Origin of the sequence: Bradyrhizobium sp. SZCCHNS3002 (assembly GCF_032377435.1) — a bacterium.
Lineage (GTDB): Bacteria > Pseudomonadota > Alphaproteobacteria > Rhizobiales > Xanthobacteraceae > Bradyrhizobium.
On the sequence record NZ_JAUHHY010000005.1, the window covers coordinates 451,765 to 470,783 of the forward strand.

18 protein-coding genes are annotated in these 19,019 nt (G+C 66.0%); 8 read left to right on the plus strand and 10 right to left on the minus strand.

All coding sequences use genetic code 11. The features are described from left to right. Positions 1-397: 397 nt before the first annotated feature. Complete coding sequence (locus tag QW845_RS13890; RefSeq protein WP_315802176.1) at positions 398-1,294, minus strand: 50S ribosomal protein L11 methyltransferase; 897 nt, start codon at positions 1,292-1,294, stop codon at positions 398-400. A gap of 267 nt (positions 1,295-1,561) precedes the next feature. Here QW845_RS13890 and QW845_RS13895 point away from each other — a divergent pair, with 267 nt between their 5' ends. Next, positions 1,562-1,726 (plus strand): Flp family type IVb pilin, encoded by a 165-nt coding sequence (locus QW845_RS13895; RefSeq protein ID WP_315802129.1) that lies wholly within the window; start codon positions 1,562-1,564, stop codon positions 1,724-1,726. 181 nt (positions 1,727-1,907) lie between these two features. On the opposite strand, the gene QW845_RS13900 is transcribed toward QW845_RS13895, so the two are convergent. Continuing rightward, complete coding sequence (locus QW845_RS13900) at positions 1,908-3,509, minus strand: NAD(P)/FAD-dependent oxidoreductase (protein ID WP_315802130.1); 1,602 nt, start codon at positions 3,507-3,509, stop codon at positions 1,908-1,910. A gap of 200 nt (positions 3,510-3,709) precedes the next feature. Here QW845_RS13900 and QW845_RS13905 point away from each other — a divergent pair, with 200 nt between their 5' ends. The 4 genes from QW845_RS13905 (at position 3,710) to QW845_RS13920 (ending at position 10,011) form a co-directional block, all read left to right on the plus strand. Further along, the gene (locus QW845_RS13905) at positions 3,710-5,989 is read left to right on the plus strand and encodes a fused MFS/spermidine synthase (protein ID WP_315802131.1); all 2,280 of its coding nucleotides are present in this window, start codon (positions 3,710-3,712) and stop codon (positions 5,987-5,989) included. A gap of 514 nt (positions 5,990-6,503) precedes the next feature. Further along, entirely contained in the window at positions 6,504-7,457 is a 954-nt protein-coding gene (locus QW845_RS13910) for a sugar-binding protein (protein WP_409997908.1), read from the plus strand. Between the two features lie 13 nt (positions 7,458-7,470). After that, complete coding sequence (locus QW845_RS13915) at positions 7,471-8,973, plus strand: sugar ABC transporter ATP-binding protein (protein ID WP_315802132.1); 1,503 nt, start codon at positions 7,471-7,473, stop codon at positions 8,971-8,973. Positions 8,974-8,985: 12 nt separating this feature from the next. Continuing rightward, positions 8,986-10,011 (plus strand): ABC transporter permease, encoded by a 1,026-nt coding sequence (locus tag QW845_RS13920; protein WP_315802133.1) that lies wholly within the window; start codon positions 8,986-8,988, stop codon positions 10,009-10,011. Between the two features lie 63 nt (positions 10,012-10,074). Here the strand turns inward: QW845_RS13920 and QW845_RS13925 are convergent, their stop codons facing one another. Next, complete coding sequence (locus QW845_RS13925; RefSeq protein WP_315802134.1) at positions 10,075-10,869, minus strand: L,D-transpeptidase; 795 nt, start codon at positions 10,867-10,869, stop codon at positions 10,075-10,077. 316 nt (positions 10,870-11,185) lie between these two features. Between QW845_RS13925 and QW845_RS13930 the strand changes: the two genes are divergently transcribed. Continuing rightward, on the plus strand, positions 11,186-11,536 hold the full coding sequence (locus QW845_RS13930; protein ID WP_315802135.1) for a hypothetical protein: 351 nt from the start codon (positions 11,186-11,188) through the stop codon (positions 11,534-11,536). 28 nt (positions 11,537-11,564) lie between these two features. Here QW845_RS13930 and QW845_RS13935 read toward each other — a convergent pair whose 3' ends face one another. After that, positions 11,565-12,326: an ABC transporter permease gene (locus QW845_RS13935; RefSeq protein ID WP_315802136.1), complete on the minus strand. Its 762-nt coding sequence runs from the start codon at positions 12,324-12,326 to the stop codon at positions 11,565-11,567. After that, on the minus strand, positions 12,323-13,243 hold the full coding sequence (locus tag QW845_RS13940; protein WP_315802137.1) for an ABC transporter ATP-binding protein: 921 nt from the start codon (positions 13,241-13,243) through the stop codon (positions 12,323-12,325). The genes QW845_RS13935 and QW845_RS13940 overlap by 4 nt, the downstream gene beginning before the upstream one ends. 282 nt (positions 13,244-13,525) lie before the next feature. Between QW845_RS13940 and QW845_RS13945 the strand changes: the two genes are divergently transcribed. Further along, positions 13,526-14,260, plus strand: coding sequence for a hypothetical protein (locus QW845_RS13945; protein ID WP_315802138.1), 735 nt, complete (start codon positions 13,526-13,528; stop codon positions 14,258-14,260). 122 nt (positions 14,261-14,382) lie between these two features. Beyond that, the gene (locus QW845_RS13950; RefSeq protein ID WP_315802139.1) at positions 14,383-15,429 is read left to right on the plus strand and encodes an alpha/beta fold hydrolase; all 1,047 of its coding nucleotides are present in this window, start codon (positions 14,383-14,385) and stop codon (positions 15,427-15,429) included. Positions 15,430-15,436: 7 nt separating this feature from the next. Here QW845_RS13950 and QW845_RS13955 read toward each other — a convergent pair whose 3' ends face one another. From QW845_RS13955 to QW845_RS13975, 5 genes are all read right to left on the minus strand, one after another. Continuing rightward, positions 15,437-16,060 (minus strand): isoprenylcysteine carboxylmethyltransferase family protein, encoded by a 624-nt coding sequence (locus QW845_RS13955; protein WP_315802140.1) that lies wholly within the window; start codon positions 16,058-16,060, stop codon positions 15,437-15,439. Positions 16,061-16,102: 42 nt separating this feature from the next. Next, positions 16,103-17,128, minus strand: a complete 1,026-nt coding sequence (locus QW845_RS13960; protein WP_315802141.1) for an NAD-dependent epimerase/dehydratase family protein — start codon at positions 17,126-17,128, stop codon at positions 16,103-16,105. Next, the gene (locus tag QW845_RS13965; RefSeq protein ID WP_315802142.1) at positions 17,128-17,679 is read right to left on the minus strand and encodes an Mpo1-like protein; all 552 of its coding nucleotides are present in this window, start codon (positions 17,677-17,679) and stop codon (positions 17,128-17,130) included. The genes QW845_RS13960 and QW845_RS13965 overlap by 1 nt, the downstream gene beginning before the upstream one ends. A gap of 242 nt (positions 17,680-17,921) precedes the next feature. After that, positions 17,922-18,593, minus strand: a complete 672-nt coding sequence (locus QW845_RS13970; protein ID WP_315802143.1) for an OmpA family protein — start codon at positions 18,591-18,593, stop codon at positions 17,922-17,924. After that, complete coding sequence (locus QW845_RS13975) at positions 18,593-19,009, minus strand: hypothetical protein (RefSeq protein ID WP_315802144.1); 417 nt, start codon at positions 19,007-19,009, stop codon at positions 18,593-18,595. The genes QW845_RS13970 and QW845_RS13975 overlap by 1 nt, the downstream gene beginning before the upstream one ends. Positions 19,010-19,019: the final 10 nt, after the last annotated feature.

A 19,019-nucleotide genomic window follows, 5' to 3' on the forward strand; every position in this document is an offset into this window, starting at 1 on the left:
CTTGCATTCGCCTGTGCAAAAAGATTTGCTGTCGCATGCCAGTCATCCGAAAGAGGTGCGGCGAGGAAACGTATGGACGTGACGACCACGATCGTAAAGATCATCCACGGTCGCATGATCCGGGGAGTGCCTCAACTCAACGGCGAGGGGATGCACGATGCCTGCTTTTACCTTCGAAAAATTATCGGCGCCCGCGCCGAGCGGACCGGCGTCCGCACCGGCCGAGAAGCCGCGCAGCGCGCTGGCGGATCTCGTCAATCGTCTCGTCGCGCCGCGCGGTCGACGTGCCCCGCGTAATCAGTCCGACTCCACCTCGCAGCAGAGCCAGCCGAAGACGTAATCGCGAACTTGCCGCACCCAGCGTGCAGGTTCGATCCATGCCGTGAGCTGATCCGCCTCACTGCTGCTTCTGCAGCAACAGGCTGCTCCATCCCTCGATTCTCAAATGCCGGATCGGAACCAGGCCGCGGGCACGATAGGCGGCGCGGACGGCGCGTGCTTGCGGGGTCAACAGGCCCGACAGGATCACGAAGGCCCCCGGCGCGAGGTGGCGCTGCATCGGCGCAGCCAGCTGGCGCAGTGGGTTGGCCAGGATATTCGCCAGCACCAGGTCGAACGGGCCGGCTTCGGCAAATTCCGCGGCGGCGAAGCCGGTGGCCCGGATCACCTGGACCAGGGGGCCGGCGCCGTTGAGCCGGGCGTTTTCCCGCGCCACCATGACCGAGGGCGCATCAATGTCGCTCGCCAGCACGGACCGGCGCGTTGCCTTGGCGGCGGCAATGGCGAGCACGCCGGTTCCGGTGCCGAGATCCAGCACGCGCCGCGGCGCGCGCGTCTTGAGCACGTGATCGAGCAGCAGCAGGCAGCCCCGGGTGGTGCCGTGATGGCCGGTGCCGAAGGCGAGCGCCGCCTCGATCTCGATTCCGAGCTTGTTGCCGGGCACGCGGGCACGGTCGTGGCTGCCGTGGACCATGAAACGACCGGCCGGGACCGGAACGAGGTCGTCCAGGCTGGCCTTGACCCAGTCCTTGGCCTCGACGACCTCGAACGTCAGGGTCCGGGCCACGTCGGCGCCCGCCGCCCCGCCGACGAGCTCGCGCACCAGCGCTTGGTCGGGCGGATCGGCAAAATGCACCGTGACGTCCCAGCGTCCGTCCGGACGCTCGAACGCCGCAACCGCCGCGTCCCCCTCGAAGAACACCTCGGTCAGGACGTCGACCGCCGGGCGGGCGGTCGCTTCATCGGCAACCGTGAAGCTGGCCTTGTGGGTGGCGGGCGTAGTCGTTGAGGTCATCAAGGTGGATCCTGGCGAGATTTGACGGCGTGGTTAAGGGAATTGCCTGCCAACGCAAGCGATAGGACCGCAATTCTGCCGGATCTGCGCATCCAGCGGTTGTATAATGCCTTTCCTGATCCGAATAAAAGTTGAGGTTCAATTGCAGCGAAGAATCTCTGCAACTTGACCTGGGGGGATTATCCCGACTTTAGGGTCTCGGCCCCTAATGTTCCCGCCATGGGAACCGGATGATCCTCGGTTCCTGGGTTGGGAAACGAGGTTCAGATGAAGTCCATTCTGTCGAAGTTCTTGCGTGATGAATCCGGCGCCACCGCCATCGAATACGGCCTGATCGCAGCCGGCATCTCGCTGGCGATCATCGCCGCCGTCAACGGCCTGGGCAGCTCGCTCAGCAGCAAGTTCGACTCGATCAACACGTCCCTGAAGTAATCCGCCCGACGCGGCGTTCTCGAAGAACCGGGCCCTGCGCCCGGTTTTTCTGCTTGAGGCCATATCAACCGCCGGGTCCACAGCATATCCACACGGCCGTGCACTGATTGTTTGGCAGTCGATCCACAGTGCGTCCTCAGCTTGTCCACACGGACGTCCGCCGCCTTTCCACCCCTTATCCTCAGCCGAACAGAGCGCGATAGTCCGCCAGGATCGCCTGGGCCGCATTGTGGCCGGGGGCACCGGTGACGCCGCCGCCGGGGTGGCTGCCCGAGCCGCAATGGTAGAGCCCCTTCAGCGGCGAGCGATAGTCGGCGTGGCCGAGCATGGGGCGGGCCGAGAACAACTGGTTCAAGGTCAGCGCGCCGTGAAAGATGTCGCCCCCGATCAGTCCGAACTGGCGTTCGAGATCGAGCGGTGACAGCACCTGCCGGCCGAGCACGCTGGCGGCAAAGCCCGGCGCATAGCGGTCCACGGTCGCGATCATGAGGTCGGCAACCTCGTCGCGGTGATTGTCCCAGGAGCGGCCGTCCGGCAGCTCGGGCGCGACATGCTGGCAAAACAGGCTGGCGACGTGCCGGCCTGCCGGCGCCAGCGTCGGGTCGAGTGTGGACGGGATCAGCAGCTCGACCACGGGATCGCGGCTCCAGCCATGCGCGCGCGCATCGAGATAGGCCTGGTCCATGTAGCCGAGGCTCGGGCCGAGGATGATTCCGGCGGAGAGATGGTCGCCGTCGCCCGGCAGCGCGCTGAACGAGGGCAGCCGGTCGAGCGCCACGTTCATGCGGAACGTGCCCGAACCGCAGCGCCAGTTCCGGATGCGGTTCAGGAACGGCTCGGGCACGGCGCCGGCCGGCACCAGGCGCGTGTAGAGCAGCTTCGGGTTCACGTTGGCGACGACGTGGCGGGCGCGGATGGTGCGGCCATCCTCGAGCACGACGCCGACGGCGCGGTCACGCTCGACGATCACCTCGCGCACGCCGGCCTCGAGCTCGACCAGCGTGCCCAGTTCCTTCAGGCACCCGGCCATCGCCTGCGTGATCGCCCCCATCCCGCCGATCGCATGGCCCCAGACGCCCTTCTTGCCGTTCACCTCGCCGAAGGCGTGATGCAGCATCACATAGGCCGAGCCGGCGGCGTAGGGACTGGCATAGTTGCCGACGATGGCATCGAAGCCGAACAGCGCCTTCACCAGGTCGGTCTCGAAGATCTCGTCGAGCATCTCGCCGGCCGAGCGCGTGAACAGGTCGAGCAGGTCGCGCTGCTGCTCCAGCGACAGCGCGCGCAACGTGTTGGCGGTGCCGAGCGCGTTGAACGCCTCGCGGATCGCCGATAGCCCGAACTGGGCGACCAGGTTCGGCGGCGCCCGCAGCACGAGGCTGCGCAGCACGTCCGCGATCGCCTCGAGCCGGGCCGAGAACGGGCCGATCGCGTCGGCGTCCCGCGGGCTCAGCCGCGCAACCGACGCCAGCGTGCGACCCTCGCCCGTCAGCAGATAGCGACCGTCCGGCGACGGCAGGAAGTTCTGCGCCCGGCGCTCGACGATCTCGAGCCCGTGCTCATGCAGCTTCAGGTCGGAGACGACGCGCGGATTGAGCAGGCTCACCGTGTAGGACGCGACGGAGTTGCGGAAGCCCGGATGAAACTCCTCCGTCACCGCGGCGCCGCCGACCACCTTGCGGCGCTCGACCACATGCACGCGCAGGCCCGCCATGGCGAGATAGGCCGCACAGGTCAGGCCGTTGTGGCCAGCGCCGATGATGATGACGTCGGTTTCATTCATGTCAGCTTCAAAAAGCCCTGTTTAATCACCCGCACCGGGAACCTCGGCTGGTGCTGTCGCGCCGGAAGGCTGCGACGTCAAGGAAAACTCCATTTTGCCTCAGCTCCTCGCCATACCGCCCTGCGATCCGCTATGTCTCGTCTGCTCATCGCGGTCCGGCCTCGGCATCTGATGCCGGCCGCGCTGCTGCCGGAGTTGTCATGACCTCAATCGCCTCGCCCGCCGCCGTCGCTCAGCCCTCCGCCGCACGCAACCGGCTGGTGCTCGTCGTCTATACCGCCGCCATTTTCGTCAGCGCGCTGCTGCTGTTCTCGGTGCAGCCGCTGTTCACCAAGATGGTGCTGCCGCGGCTCGGCGGCTCGCCGGCGGTGTGGTCGGTGGCGATGGTGTTCTTCCAGACCCTGCTGCTGGCGGGTTATGCCTATGCGCATTTTCTCACCCAGTTGCCCAGCCGGGTGCTGCCGATCGCGATTCATCTGCTGCTGCTCGGTTTCGCTCTGCTGACGCTGCCGTTGTCGATCGCGAGCAGTTGGGGCAACCCGCCGACCTCGGGCTACGGGCTGTGGCTGCTCGGCCTGTTCACCGTGTCGATCGGCCTGCCGTTCTTCGCGCTCGCCGCCAACAATCCGCTGCTGCAGGCGTGGTTCGTACGCACGGGCCATCCAGCCGCGCCCGACCCGTACTTCCTCTATGCGTCGTCGAACATCGGCAGCTTCCTGGCGCTGCTGTCCTATCCGCTGCTGATCGAGCCGATCTTCAGCCTGCGCATGCAGAACCTGATCTGGACCGGCGGCTATGGCCTCCTGATCGCGCTGATCGCCGGCTGCGGCGTCCTGCTGCTGCGGTCGCCGGTGATCGTCGCGAGCCTGCTGCACACCGAGGACAGCCATGCCCCGGCGCCACGCTGGCTGCTGCGCCTGCGCTGGATATTCCTGGCCGCGGTGCCCTCGGGCCTGCTGATCGCGGTGACCGCGCACATCTCCACCGACGTCGCGGCCGCGCCCTTGCTGTGGGTGCTGCCGCTGTCGCTCTATCTGCTCACCTGGGTGCTGGTGTTCCAGTCGCGGCCGCTGCTGCCGCACAAATGGATGCTGGCGCTGCAGCCGCTGGCGATCGCCGGCGTGATCGTGCTGCTCGCCTTCGGCGGCGAACAAAATCTCGCGCTCACGCTCGGCGGTCATCAGCTCTGCTTCTTCATCATCGCCATGGCCTGCCATGGCGAGCTCGCGCGCACGCGCCCGCCGGCCAAGTATCTCACCGGGTTCTATGTCGCGCTGTCGTTCGGCGGCATGGTCGGTGGCCTGTTCGCCGGGCTGATCGCGCCGTTCACCTTCTCCTGGGTCGCCGAGTATCCGATCCTGCTGGCGCTGGCGGCGTTGTGCCGCCCGGCTGCCAATGAGCGCCTGCCCGGGCTCACGCGCTGGTACTGGCTCCTGCTCGCGGTCATTGCGGTCGCGCTGCTGGTGCCTTCAGGCATGACCGGCAAGGTCACGACCTATCTCGAGGACCACCGCGTCTATGTCGCGGGCGCCGTGGGCGTGCTCGCCGCGCTGCTCGCTCTGCTGCTGAACGGCGGCCGCTGGAAGGTGTTCGCGACGGCCGCACTCGCGCTCGTCCTGATCCGCGCCTATCCGGCCGATGACGGCCGCGTCGAAACGGTGCGCAGCTTCTTCGGCGTGCACAAGATCGTGGTGACATCGGACGGGCACTATCACGTGCTGATGCACGGCACGACCATCCACGGCGCGCAGAAATATCTCAACGCCGACGGCTCCAAGGTGACGGGGCGGCCCGAGCCGATCACCTACTATCACAAGGACGGCGGCATCGGCCGCGCCATCACCGCGATCCGGGAGCGCAAGGGCGCGCCGCTCAAGGTCGCCGTGATCGGCGTCGGCGCGGGCACGCTGACCTGCGCGGCCCAGCCCGGCGAGAGCTGGAATTACTTCGAGATCGACCAGACCATGGTCGACACCGCCAGCGATCCGAAATATTTCAGCTACATCAAGAGCTGCGCGCCGGACTTCAAGCCGGTCATCGGCGATGCCCGGCTGACCTTCGCCAAGGAGCCGGACGGCGTCTACGATCTGATCATTGTCGACGCCTATTCGTCTGATGCGATTCCGATCCACCTCGCGACGGAGGAGGCGATGGCGATCTACAAGGCGAAGCTGGCGCCGCAGGGCGCTGTCGTGATGCACGTCTCCAATCGCCATCTGGAGCTGGAGAGCGTCGTGGTCGGCATCGCCGACGCCAACGACCTGAAGAGCTGGGTCTACAATGAGGACTCCGGCCGCGACGACGAGTACATCTTCCCGACCGACGTCGTCGTCAGCGCGCGCGACGATGCCGATGTCGGCAAGCTCGCCTCCTCGGACAAGTGGACCGAGACCGAGCCGACCGACGGCGAGCGGGTCTGGACCGACGACTATTCGAATATTCTCGGCGCGGTGTATCGGCGGCTTCGCGACGGCGAGTAGGCGAGGGCGCACGCCGCGTTCCCGCCGGTTGGGCGGCCGTCGGGATTCGGGTGGCGCGCGCCATGCGGCATGCGCGTTCGGAAAGAGGTGCGCTCCTCGATTCTGAATCGGCGCCGGTTGCGTCGCGTCAAATGTTCGCCGCTTGGTTCATCGCGATGGAGCGATATTGCATCGCAGAACATAGCACGATCTGCTTTCTTCAGCGGCTTTGTTGCGGAGCTGTCACGATCATGCTACCTTGAGGTGCGTGCCTCATAAAGGTTCCACGACGATGAGGCTCTCGGGAGGAAAGCGGCGGCTCGGTACGCGGCGCGGTAAGTCTCACACGACATCTTCACGACTCGAGGGGTGACGTCGATTTTGGCGACGCCCGTGCGCCTCGGGTTTTGTCGAGTTCACGTCGAGACCTGCGGTGCCGTGCGGGTGCAGGCCTCGTCCCGGGCGCGGAACGTGTCTTCAATGAGTACAAAACGCCGGTCGCATCAAGCAGGCCGGCTGACATGGGAGGGGTTTGATGAAGCGTCTTTGGATGGTCGGCGCGTCTGCTCTGTTGGCGATGGCGCTCGGTGTGGGCTCGGCGGGAGCGGCCGACAAGAAGGTCCTCGCCTTCGTCGTCAACGGCGCGTCCGACTTCTGGAAGATCGCCGAGGCCGGCGTGAAGAAGGCGCAGGGCGAGCTGCCCAACTACAACCTGCAGCTCAAATATCCCGAGCAGGCGGCCGCCGCCGTGCAGCAGCGGATGCTGGATGACCTCGTCGCGGCCGGCGCCGCCGGAATCATGGTGAGCGCCGTCGATCCGAAGAACCAGACCGAGCACCTCGACAAGATCGCGGCACAGACGGTGCTCTTCACCACCGACAGCGACGCGCCGCAATCGAAGCGCATCGCCTATATCGGCTCCTCCAACACCGAACTCGGCAAGGATGCCGGCAAGCTGATGCTGAAGGCGCTGCCGAACGGCGGCAAGTGCGTCGGCTTCGTCGGTCTGCTCGGCGCAGACAATGCGCGCGAGCGCATCGAGGGCGTGAAGGAGACGATCAAGGGGTCGAAGGTCGAGCTGGTCGATGTCCGCGGCGACGAGATCGACCAGACCCGGGCCAAGCGCAATGTCGAGGACATCCTGGCGGCGATGCCCGATGTGAGCTGCCTGGTCGGCTTCTACTCCTACAACACACCGCGCATCTACGAGGTGCTGAAGGAAGCCGGCAAGCTCGGCAAGATCAAGATCATCGGCTTCGACGAGGATCCGATCACGCTCGGCGGCGTGAAGGACGGCGCGATCGAGGGCACGGTGGTGCAGCAGCCGTTCGAATGGGGCTATCAGGGCATGAAGCTGATGGCGAAGGTCGTTGAGGGCGACAAGTCGGGTGTGCCGGCCAACGGCATCATCATCGTGCCCGGCAAGGTGATCGAGAAGTCGAACGTCGACGACTTCATGGCGCAGATGAAGCAGATGCTGAAGAAGTGACGCGACGGCCGGCGTGCGCGAGCCCTTCCTCGAGCTGATCGACATCGGCAAGACCTATCCTGGCGTGGTCGCGCTCGACCACGCCAGCCTGTCGGTCGCGCCCGGCGAGGTGATCGCCCTGGTCGGCGAGAACGGCGCCGGCAAGTCGACCCTGATGCGCGTGCTCGGCGGCGTGGTGGAGCCGAGCAGCGGCACGATCCGGATCGATGGCGTGGCGCGGGCCAGCTATGCGGTGGCGGACGCGATCGCGGCCGGCATCGCCTTCGTCCACCAGGAGCTGAACCTGTTCGACAATCTCGACGTCGCGGGCAACGTCTTCATCGGGCGCGAGCCGGTCTATGGCGGGCCGCTGCGGCTGATCGACCGCGCGACGCTGCGGACCAGGGTGCGCCCGCTGATCGCGCGTCTCGGGGCCGATTTCGAGCCGGATACGCCGCTTGCCGAACTGTCCCTGGCGCAGCGCCAGCTGGTCGAGATCATGAAGGCTTTGTCGCTCGATGCGCGCTGCGTCATCATGGACGAGCCGACCTCCAGCCTCACCTTGTCGGAAACCGAGCGGCTGATGCATGTCATCGCCGGCCTGAAGTCGGACGGGGTCAGCGTCATCTTCATCACGCATCGCCTGAACGAAGTGATGCAATGCGCCGATCGCGCCATCGTGCTGCGCGACGGTCGCATGGTTGGCGCGCTGACGCGAGACCAGCTCAATCCTGCAGCGATGATCCGGCTGATGATCGGCCGGGACCTGCGGTCGCTCTACGTGCCGCCGGCCGCGCCGCCTGGCGAGGCCGTGCTCGACGTCATGGAGGCCGTGACCGCGACCTATCCCAACCAGGCCGTCAGCCTGCAACTCCGGCGCGGCGAGATCCTCGGACTTGCCGGCCTCGTCGGCTCCGGCCGTACCGAGCTCGCGCGCGCCATCTTCGGCGTCGAGCCGCTGCTGGCCGGGGGCCTCAGCCTGGAGGGCGAGCCGATCCGCATCTCGACGCCGCGCGCGGCGATCGATCGCGGCATCTATCTCATTCCGGAAGACCGCAAGGCCTGCGGCCTCTTGCTCGACCTGTCGATCGCCGAGAACGTCTCGCTGCCGGATCTCGCCTCCTATCTGAGCTTCGGACTTGTCGACATCAGGCGCGAGGCCGAGAATGCCGATCGACAGCGCGAACGGCTCAAAATCCGGGCGTCCGACGTCAAGGTGTCGGTCGGCACCTTGTCGGGCGGCAATCAGCAGAAGGTCGTGCTCGCCAAATGGCTGTCGATGCGGCCGAAGGTCCTGATCTTCGACGAGCCGACCCGGGGCATCGATGTCGGCGCCAAGCAGGAGATCTACGACATGCTGCGGCGGCTGGCGGATTCCGGTGTCGCGATCCTGATGATCTCGAGCGACATGGAGGAGGTGATCGGGGTGAGCGACCGGATCGCCGTGATGCATGAAGGCATGATTTCAGGTTTCCTGGCGAGAGACGAGTTCAGCGAGCACAACGTGCTTCAGCTCGCCGTCGGCCATACCGTCTGAGCGAGGGCGCCCGTGCAGAAGAAAGATCTCAGCCTGCTGATCCTGATCCTGGTGGTCGGCGCCGTCGTGGCCTTCATCAACCCACGCTTCCTCTTGGTCGGCAACCTCTCCAATACCGCCAACCAGGTCGGCATGTTCGGCATCTTCTCGATCGCCGAGGCCTTTGTCATCATCGTCGGCGGCATCGAGCTTGCGGTGGGGTCGGTGATCGCGCTGCTCGGCGTGCTGTTCATCGACCTCATCGTCAACCGGGACGTCGACTGGGTCGCTGCCTTGTTCCTCATCCTCGCCGGCGGCATCGCCATCGGCTTGGTCCATGGCACGCTGGTCACCAAGATGCGCATCCAGCCCTTCGTGGTGACCCTGTGCGGACTTCTGATCTATCGCGGCGCGGCGCGCTACTACACCGAGGATGCCACGGCCGGCTTCGGCTATGGCGCGAGCTTCCCGGCGCTGGAATGGCTGGCCGCCGGCCGCACCGATGTCCTCGGCTTTCCGCTGCCGCACAGCGTCGTGGCGCTCGCGATCGTCGCCGGCATCGCCTGGCTGGTGCTGCACCGGTCGGTGTACGGCCGCTATTTCTACGCCGTCGGCAAGAACGAGGAGGCGGCGCGCTATTCCGGCATCCGGTCCGACCGGGTGACGATCGCGGCCTATGTGATCTGCGGGGCCCTGACCGCGCTCGCCGCGGTCCTGCTGGCGATGTATACCCGTTCGATCTCGCCGGCGGTGCACGGCTCGTTCTACGAGCTCTATGCGATCGCCGCCGCGGTGCTCGGCGGCTGCTCGCTGCGCGGCGGCGAAGGCTCGATCATCGGCGTCGTGCTCGGCACTGTCCTGCTGCAAGTGTTGCAGAACCTGGTCAACCTGCTGGGCATCCCCAGCTCGCTCAATTTCGCCGTGATGGGCACGGTGATCCTGATTGGCGTGCTGGCCGACCAGTATCTCGTGCAGCGGCGCAAGCGCATGCCGACGGCCCGCGGGCAGGCCAGCGCCGATCGCGCGTCGGCCTCGCTCGGGCGCGTCAACGCCGAGTGAGAAGATCGCAACGGACCGAGCGCCGCCTGGTGGCGACGCCCGGTTGCTGGGATCAGTGCGCGATCAGTCCTGATAGGTGTAATAGCCGCGCGGCTGGTAGTAGGAGCGCGGCTGGTAATAGCGCGGCTGGGCGTAGCTCGGATTGCCGTTGTCGTAATAGTACTGCTGCGGCTGCTGCTGCGGATAGGCCTGGGCGTCATAGACGCGGCGGGCCGTGCCGGGCGGTGCCGGATAGCGCACACCGTTGTCGCTGCCGTCGGCGGGATAGATGTAGCCGTCATCGGGCCGCTGCTGCGGCACGACCGGGCGTCCCGGCAGCATCTGCGGCTGCGGCGTCAGCACGACCGGCTCGCCACTGTCGTCATACTGCTGCGGCGCCTCGCGCCGGGCAACAGCGGTGCCGCGGCGTGGATTGCGCGCCAGCGCCACCTCGGCCGATCCGGTCAGCGTCACCGTGGTGTTCAGCACGCCGTCTTTCTGTACCAGGTCATAGAGCGTCGTCGCGTTGGCCTTGGACAGCCGGACGCAGCCGTGGGACGCCGGGGTCCCGAGGCGGCTTTCCGAATCCGTGCCGTGAATCGCGTGACCGACCTTCGTGAAGAAGATCGAATGCGGCATCGGCGCGTCGTCGAATTCCTTGGAAAAATGATCGGCTTCCATGCGGAAGGCGCGGAACGAGCCATTCGGCGTCTCCCGCGAGGGAATGCCGGTCGAGACGGGCCAGCGATAGCGTTCGACGCCGTCGACGGCGACCGTCATGATCTGGTTGTTCTTGTCGACGGTGATGTCGATCTTGGCCAGAGCCGGCGTGGCCGACAGAAAGGCGAAGCCGGCAACGGCAAAAAGGATGGTACGCATCTAACCTCTGGCCTCCAGGGCCCTCGACTGTGGAGAGACCTCAAAACGGGACGTCAACGCCCAGGTCATCGCCTCGGCCTGCACTATGTCGGAATTGCCGGATTTGTTCCAGCCGAGGGCACCCTCAACCTTAATGGCGGGCGGGGGCGGGACAAAGGCTCCCCGCGTTCATCGGCGCTGACATTTTCGCGACCGCGGACGGTCTTTCATTCCGGCGTTTGGGACTTCTCTAATCGGTCCAATTTGTCATGACCGCGCAACTTTTTGGCCGCATCCGCGTTTCAAGGATTCCTCCATGCGGTTCCCAGGACTCAAAATGTTGACGATGAAGGCCAAGACGGCGGTGCTCGACGATCGCGCGCCGCATAAGCTGACCTATCTGCTGGCTGCGCTCGCACTGTTCATCCTGGCGTTGGCCTGGCTGGCGCTGCCGCAATTCGCCCACGCCCAGGGCATCATCCGTGGCGCCCATGAGGGGGCCCACGAAGGCAACCGTATCGCCGGCCCGGTGGGCGGCGTCGTCGGCGGCGCGGTCGGTGCCGGTGTCGGCGGAGCCGTGGGCGCCGTCGAAGGCGTGCTCGGCGTCCCGCACCGCTCGTATTACCACCGGCACTATCACTGCCGCGGATATCGCGACGGCTACGGCCGCTTTCACTGCTACCGCTGAGCTGTCACCACCAAGCTGAGGCGCCGGCTCAATGCTTGAGCCGGTAGCCGGTCTTGAAGATCCACAAGATGATCGCCATGCAGATCGCCAGGAACAGCAGCGTCACGCCGACGCTGATTTCCACCCTGACGTCGGCGATCTCATAGAAGCTCCAGCGAAAGCCGGAGATCAGGTAGACCACCGGGTTGAGCAGCGCGATCGAGTGCCAGGTCGGCGGCAGCATGTTGACCGAGTAGAAGCTGCCGCCGAGGAACGTGAGCGGCGTCACCACCAGCATCGGGACCATCTGCAGCTTCTCGAAGCCGTCGGCCCAGATGCCGATGATGAAGCCGAACAGGCTGAAGGTCACGGCCGTCAGCACCAGGAACGACAGCATCCACACCGGGTGCTGGACGTGCAGCGGCACGAACAGCCCGGCGGTGGCGAGGATGATCAGCCCGAGAATGATGGATTTCGTCGCGGCCGCGCCGACATAGCCGAGCACGATCTCGAAATGCGAGATCGGCGCCGACAGGATCTCGTAGATCGTGCCGATGAACTTCGGGAAGTAGATCCCGAACGAGGCGTTGGAGATGCTCTGGGTCAGCACCGACAGCATCACGAGGCCGGGCACGATGAAGGTGCCGTAGCTCACGCCGTCCACTTCGCTGATGCGCGAGCCGATCGCGGCGCCGAACACGACGAAATAGAGCGAGGTCGACACCACCGGCGACACGATGCTCTGCAGCAGCGTGCGCCAGGTGCGGGCCATCTCGAACTTGTAGATTGCGGCGACTGCGCGAAAATTCATTGCCGCACCAGGCTCACGAAGATGTCTTCAAGGGATGATTGCTTGGTCTCGAGATCGACGAAGCGGATGCCGGCAGTCCTGAGATCGCCGAGCAGGCTGGTGATTCCGGTGCGCTCGCCCTTGGTGTCGTAGTCGTAGGCGAGCCGCCAGCCGTCGTCGGACAGCGCGAGCTGATAGGGCGCGAGCGCCTCGGGGATGGTCTCGATCCGATGCTGCAGCTGCAGGCTCAGCCGCTTCCGGCCGAGCTTCGCCATCAGCTTGGCCTTGTCCTCGACCAGGACGATCTCGCCCTTGTTGATGACGCCGACGCGATCGGCCATCTCCTCGGCTTCCTCGATGTAATGCGTGGTGAGAATGATGGTGACGCCGGCGGCCTTGAGCTCGCGCACGACGTCCCACATGCCCTTGCGCAGCTCGACGTCGACGCCCGCGGTCGGCTCGTCCAGGAACAGCACCTGCGGCTCGTGCGACAGCGCTTTCGCAATCATCACGCGGCGCTTCATGCCGCCGGACAGCGTGATGATCTTGGCGTCCTTCTTGTCCCAGAGCGACAGGTCCTTGAGGATCTTCTCGATCAGCGCCGGGTTCTTCGGCTTGCCGAACAGCCCCCGGCTGAAGCTGACCGTGGCCCATACGGTCTCGAATGAATCGGTGTGCAGCTCCTGGGGCACCAGTCCGATCAGCGCCCGCGCGGCGCGATAGCCGCGGTTGATGTCGTGGCCGCCGACCGCGACCTTGCCCTTGGACGCATTGACGATGCCGCAGATGATGCTGATCAGCGTCGTCTTGCCGGCGCCGTTGGGCCCGAGCAGCGCGAAGATCTCGCCCCGCTCGATCGCGAGATCGACATTGTTGAGCGAGGTGAAGCCCGAGGAATAGGTCTTCGACAGGCCGGTAACGGAAATGACGGGAGCCATCACGGGGATTCGATGCGAGGGATTCGAAAAGAGCGGGGGAGCTGCGCGGAGGAGGGGCGCAGGCGAAGCGCTCAGATAGGAACGGGGGCGCGTTCGCGCAATCATGCGCGCGACCCTCGATCGTGTCGCTTGTTGGGCTTTTCCGTGGCCAATATGGTTAGGTGTTGCCGCTCAGCCACGGCTGGCGAGGATCGCCGCCTCGCGATGTCCGACGATGTTGCGTCCGCGAGCATCTTGAGTACGGTCGCGCCGTCTCGACATTTCCGCCGCGGAGAAGGACCGATGACGCCACGCGCCAGCACCGTTCGACCCACCTTCAAGCGCAGCCTCTCGGCGCGCTGCTTTGGTATGGTGGCCCTGGCCGTTGCGCTGGCTCTGCCGCTCGGCGCCGGATCGGCCAGGGCGGCACCGAGCCCGGCGGCCGCAAGCACCGCCAGCACCACGCATGTCTATCTGCTGCGCGGCGTGCTCAACATCTTCTCGCTGGGGCTCGACGACATCGCCGCCAAGCTGGATTCGCAGGGCATTCCGAACACGGTCGCCAATTTCGTGTCGTGGTCGTCGCTTGCCGACGAGGCGGCGGCGGCCTACCGCGCCGGCCGGATCAAGACCATCATCCTGGTGGGGCATTCCTCGGGCGCGACCGCGCTGCCGGACATGATCAACAAGCTCGGCCAGCTCGGCGTGCCCGTGAAGCTCGCGATCGGTCTGGACTCGGTGTTCAAGACCAAGCTCGTCGGCGGCAACGCCGAGCGCTACATCAATTTCTACATCGCCAGCGGCGCCGGCGAGCCGGTCCGCCGCGACGACGGCTTCCGCGGCAAGCTCGAGAATGTCGACGTCCAATCGGTTCCCGGTGTTGGCCACGTCACGATCGAGAAGAACCAGATCATGCAGCAGAAGGTGATCGGTGCCATCGATGGCGTGGTGTTCGGCGGGCGGGGCCGCCCGGCGGCGGCGCCGCCGACCCGCATGGCCGCTCCGCAGCGCGCTGCGAACGTCGCCGGCTACCGGTAATCGACGACCGCGCCACTGGGCGCGCGCCCCAAAATGCTCCCATTCAGTGGCGACAAGCGGTATGGCAGGGGGGAGATGAGACCCTGCTCGATCTGAGCTTGTGAGCTTTCCCGGGAGCGCGAATGACCAGCGTGGCGCGAATCGCGAGACGGTGGCTCGGTCCAGCCAAGGCGGCTGCCGGCAGGAGACGGCTCGCGATCCTCCTCGCCGCACCTTTCCTCGCCGGACTTGCGGCGCCGAGCATCTCGCAGGCCGCCCAGCCCGGCGCTGCTTCCGCCCCTGCGCCGACCAGATCCGCGAAGGCATCCCCGGCAGTAACCCCCGCGGCGATCCGGGCCGTACCCGCTGCGCCGCCCGAGATCAGCCAGCCGCTGCCGCCGCCGCGGGTGTACCTGTTCCGCGGCGCGCTCGGTCCGCTGTTCTCGACCGGGATGGACCGTCTGGCCGAAAAGATCGAGGCGGCCGGCTACCGGGCCAGTGTCTATGAATTCACGCTGTGCGACCTGATCGCGCTCCAGGTGGCCAAGAACTACCGCCAGGAGCCGGGCCCGATCGTGCTGATCGGCCATTCGATGGGCGGGCTGTGCAGCGTGCGCATCGCGATCACGCTGCAGGAGCAGAACATCCCGGTCGCCCTCGTCGTCACCGTCGATCCGGCGCATGCGACCAAGAGCGTGCCGTCCAACGTGCAGCGCTTCATCAACCTGTTCCTGTCCGACAACATTCTCGGCGGCGGCGACGTCAAGCCGGAGCCCGGCTTTCGCGGTCACTACGCCAGCTTCGACATGAAGGATCATGACGAGGTCACGCACATCAACATCGACAAGATGGAGGACGTGCACGCCCAGTTGGTCACCATGATCAGCCAGTTGTCGCAGACCTCGGCTACCGCCGACGCGGATCCGGTGCCGCTGCGCTACCTGGTGCCGCCGACAGCCTCCGTGGAGCTGTGGGACAGCGGCACTGCTCTGGCGGTGAGGCCGGGCGAGACCCTGGACCAGATCGCCGCCAACTATCACGTTCCGCTCTGGGCGCTCCAGCAATCCAACCGTGGCCTCGCCACCCAGCCGTTGGTCCCGGGCCAGCGCATCATCCTGCCGCGCCACCTGCTGCCGCAGGCGGCAAACCAGGCGCCGCAGCCGCCTTCGGCAGCCCAGGCCAGGCGCTGAGCGGGCCTTAGCCCGGCGGCAGGAACGGAATGATCATCGGCACGCGCTGCCGGTAGGTGACGTAATCCGGCCCCAGCTCCTGAGCGAGGAAGACCTCTTCCATCTTCGCCTTCCAGGCCATGCCGAGCGAGATCAGGACGGCGCCGAGCACGGCGGTCACCGTGCCCACCGCGATGCCGGTGGCGATCATGCCGAGGATCAGTCCGGTATAGATGGGGTGACGGACCATGCCGTAGGGGCCGGTGTCGATGACCTTGTGGCCTTCCTTGTGGGTGATCGCGTTGGACCAGAAGCGGCCGAGATGGATGCGCGCCCACCAGGTGAAGGCGATGCCGGCCAGGGTCACCACGGTCAGCAGGTAGACGCCGGTCTCGCCGGGAGTCCAGAACGGCTTCTCGCCGAGCAGGCGCGAGGTCCACGGCGTGAACAGGATGCCGCCGAGCACGATCAGCGCGTGATAGCGGCTGGTCTTGATCACCGTCACATGCTTGCGGGTCTGCCCCGACCAGAATGAGGCGCCGACCCAGCTCGCGAGCCAGATCAGCCAGATGATGGCCAGCAGCGAGGTGGGCCAAGTGGTGGTCCAGCCGCTGAACGCAACTGACGAGATGGGGCTGGCATCGCCGGACATGTCTGCAAAACCGTTATGGGACGTGGGACCGGCTGCTCTTAGCTATTCGGCCGCAGTGCGAAAAGGGTGTTGTTTACCGTCGAGCCGCTTTCCCGGCTCGGAACCGAGCAGGAAGGCGATGGTCTCGCGCAAGGTCGGCTCGATCGGGCGCGGGACGTAGCCGAGCTCGCGCTTGGCCCTGTCGATCGACAGATCCGAGGCCGCGCGGGCGATCCGCACCCCCTCGGCGGTGCCGGACGGGCAGCGCTTGGTGAGGTGATCGGAGACGAACTCCAGCATGCCCGCCGACAGCTCGGCCAGCCGGCCGGGCACGGCGACTGCGACATGCTTGCGGCCGCTGATCGCCGCCATGAGATCGAGGATACGGCTGAGGCGCAGGCTCTCGCCGCCGAACACGTAGCGGCCGCCGACCTTGCCGCGCTCCATCGCCAGGATCAGGCCCGCCGCGACGTCGCGAACGTCGACCAGGTTGACGATGAAGTCGAGATAGAGCTGGACCCGGCTGTCCAGGAAATGCCGCAGCATCTGCGACGGCGGTGTCAGATTGCTGTCATGCGGCCCGATCGGCATCGTCGGCGTGCCCACCACGACGGGGAAGCCCTCCGCGGCGGCTGTCATGGCGCGCGCCTCGGCCAGCGCCTTGGAGCGCGTATAGGCCCCGGGCATCGCCTCGGCCGGCGGTGCTGTTGGCGCCGATGCGGCACCGGTCGAGCCCGGATAGTCGAACAGGATGGATTCGGTCGAGCAGTGCAGGAACCGGCGCACCCGGCCGGCGCGTGCGGCCGCCAGCACCGTTTCCGTGCCGATGCAGTTGACGCGATAGAAGTCCTCGCGGTCAGGCATCCACATGCCGGGCAGTCCGGCGAGATGATAGACCTGATCGACGCCGGCGACCGCCTGCTTCACCAGGCCCGCATCGAGCACCGAGCCTTCGATGTACTCGACGTCAGCGATCATGTGGCTGGGGCAGCGAATATCGAGCACACGCACCTCGGCGCCCCGCGTCACGAGCGCAGAGACGAGGTGATGGCCGATGAAACCGCTGCCGCCGGTGACGAGGATTTTCATTAGGGACGCGAGTGCTGATCGCCTTGAAGCCGGTCCGATGCAAGCCGATCCGGCGACCAATTCGGCGCGATGAGGTCGGCCACCGAAGGCCGCAGACCCAACGCCATGTACAATTTCGCCATCACGAACATCGGACCGAGAAAGAGATGCGCCGGATGATCCAGCAAAGACGGATTGTTGCGTTCGAACACCTTGTGGCCCACGGCCTGCGAGACGAAGCCGAAGATGATGAGCGCGGCAAACAGCGCCCAGAAGGCGACACCATGGACGTGATCGGCGATCATCATGGCCGCAGCAAGGAACAGCACCGCGAAGGCCAGGATGCCGGCCCCGAGTGCGGCATCGAGCAGCAGCCAGTAGAGCAGGACGGGCAGCGCCAGCACGGCGCCGAGGCCGATCCGGATGCCGAACGCGTCGAAATGCCACAAGCTCAGCGGCAGCACGGCGCCCAGGAACAACAGGATGATCCCGAACACATGCATCAGGCCGTTGCGCGGATCGCGATGATATTCGACGTAGTCGACCATCTGGCGTCGGAACATGGCGTTCATGGCTGGCTCGCTCGTCAATGAGATCCACCGCCGCTCAATCGACGGCCGCAAAGAGGGGGCTATACCATCAAGCGGCTGCATCGACAAACCCGGCAATCGCGGCCCATCCGCACGAGCGCGCAACCCGACTTGAAAACCGGTTCCATTCGCGCCTGTCGGGAAGAGCGCATCGGCACCTGCTGAAACAACAGTCGCGCCCGCAGCGCTCCGGGTTCATGGCCTGCGCGCGGGTCCCAATTGCATCAATTGCGATGCTTGCGGGGGCCCTGCTTGCCGGGCGTCGTCGGAGCAGGGGGCGAAGGCGGCGCTGCGGCCTCTTCGACGGTTTTTGCGATCGGGATGATCTGGATCTGCTGATTGACGGCGGCGGTCGGCTTGGACGGGTCGAGCAACTGCTCCTCGCCAAGTCCGATCGATTGCAGCCGCTTGACCGAGATCTTGAAGGTGTTTGCCAGGATGTCGCGGATCGCGTCGGCGCGGCGCTGGCTCAGGATGACGTTGGACTCGCGCTTGCCGTTGGCTTCGACATGGCCGACGATCAGGAAGGTGTAGGGCAGCAGGTCGGAATACACCATCGCATCGGCGATCCGCCCGACGGTCTGGTAGGATTCCGGACGCACGATCGGCGTGTCCACGTCGAACTGGATGTCGACGTTGAAGGCCGGCAGATTCATCAGCTCCGGCGCGATCGGCGGGCGCTTCTGCGGCGGCGGCTCGTTGCGCCCGCGCGACCTCGAACGCTCCTGCGTCTGCTGCTTCAGCGCCGGAAGATCCAGCGCAGGCGCGGTTTCGAAGCGGCCGAGCTGGCGCACGATGTCCTCGCGACTCAGCTCCTGCGACCACGCGGGCGCGCTCGCAGCCACCAGCGAAGCAGCGATCAGCCCCGACAGCAGTGATCTCGCGGTCCGCCGCATCAGCGATACCCCGCTTCGCCCATCGCCTGCTGACACCGCGCGCTCACGCCATTGGCCGTCAACAGGCACGGGATCGATTTGCTCGTTTCCTTCGTGGAGCCGCCGCACAGCTTGACGATCTCGCGCTGGCAGGCATTGGCGACCGTGACCCGCGCCGCGATGCGCTTCTGGATCGCCTCGAACGCCTTGAAATAGGTCGCCTTGCACTGCGCGGAGACCACGTCCTGGTTGCGCGAGAGGCATTCCTTGAGGCGGTTGGAGTCGAGGTTGACGCCGCGGCAATTGGCGGTGATGTCTGCGCCGCAGCTCGAGGCGATCAGCCCCGCGGAATCGCCAAAGCTCATCGTCTGCGCCGCCGCCAGCGAGGGCACACACAGCGCGACCGCAACACTCAACAGAATGTATCCTCGGACCATGATTGCATCT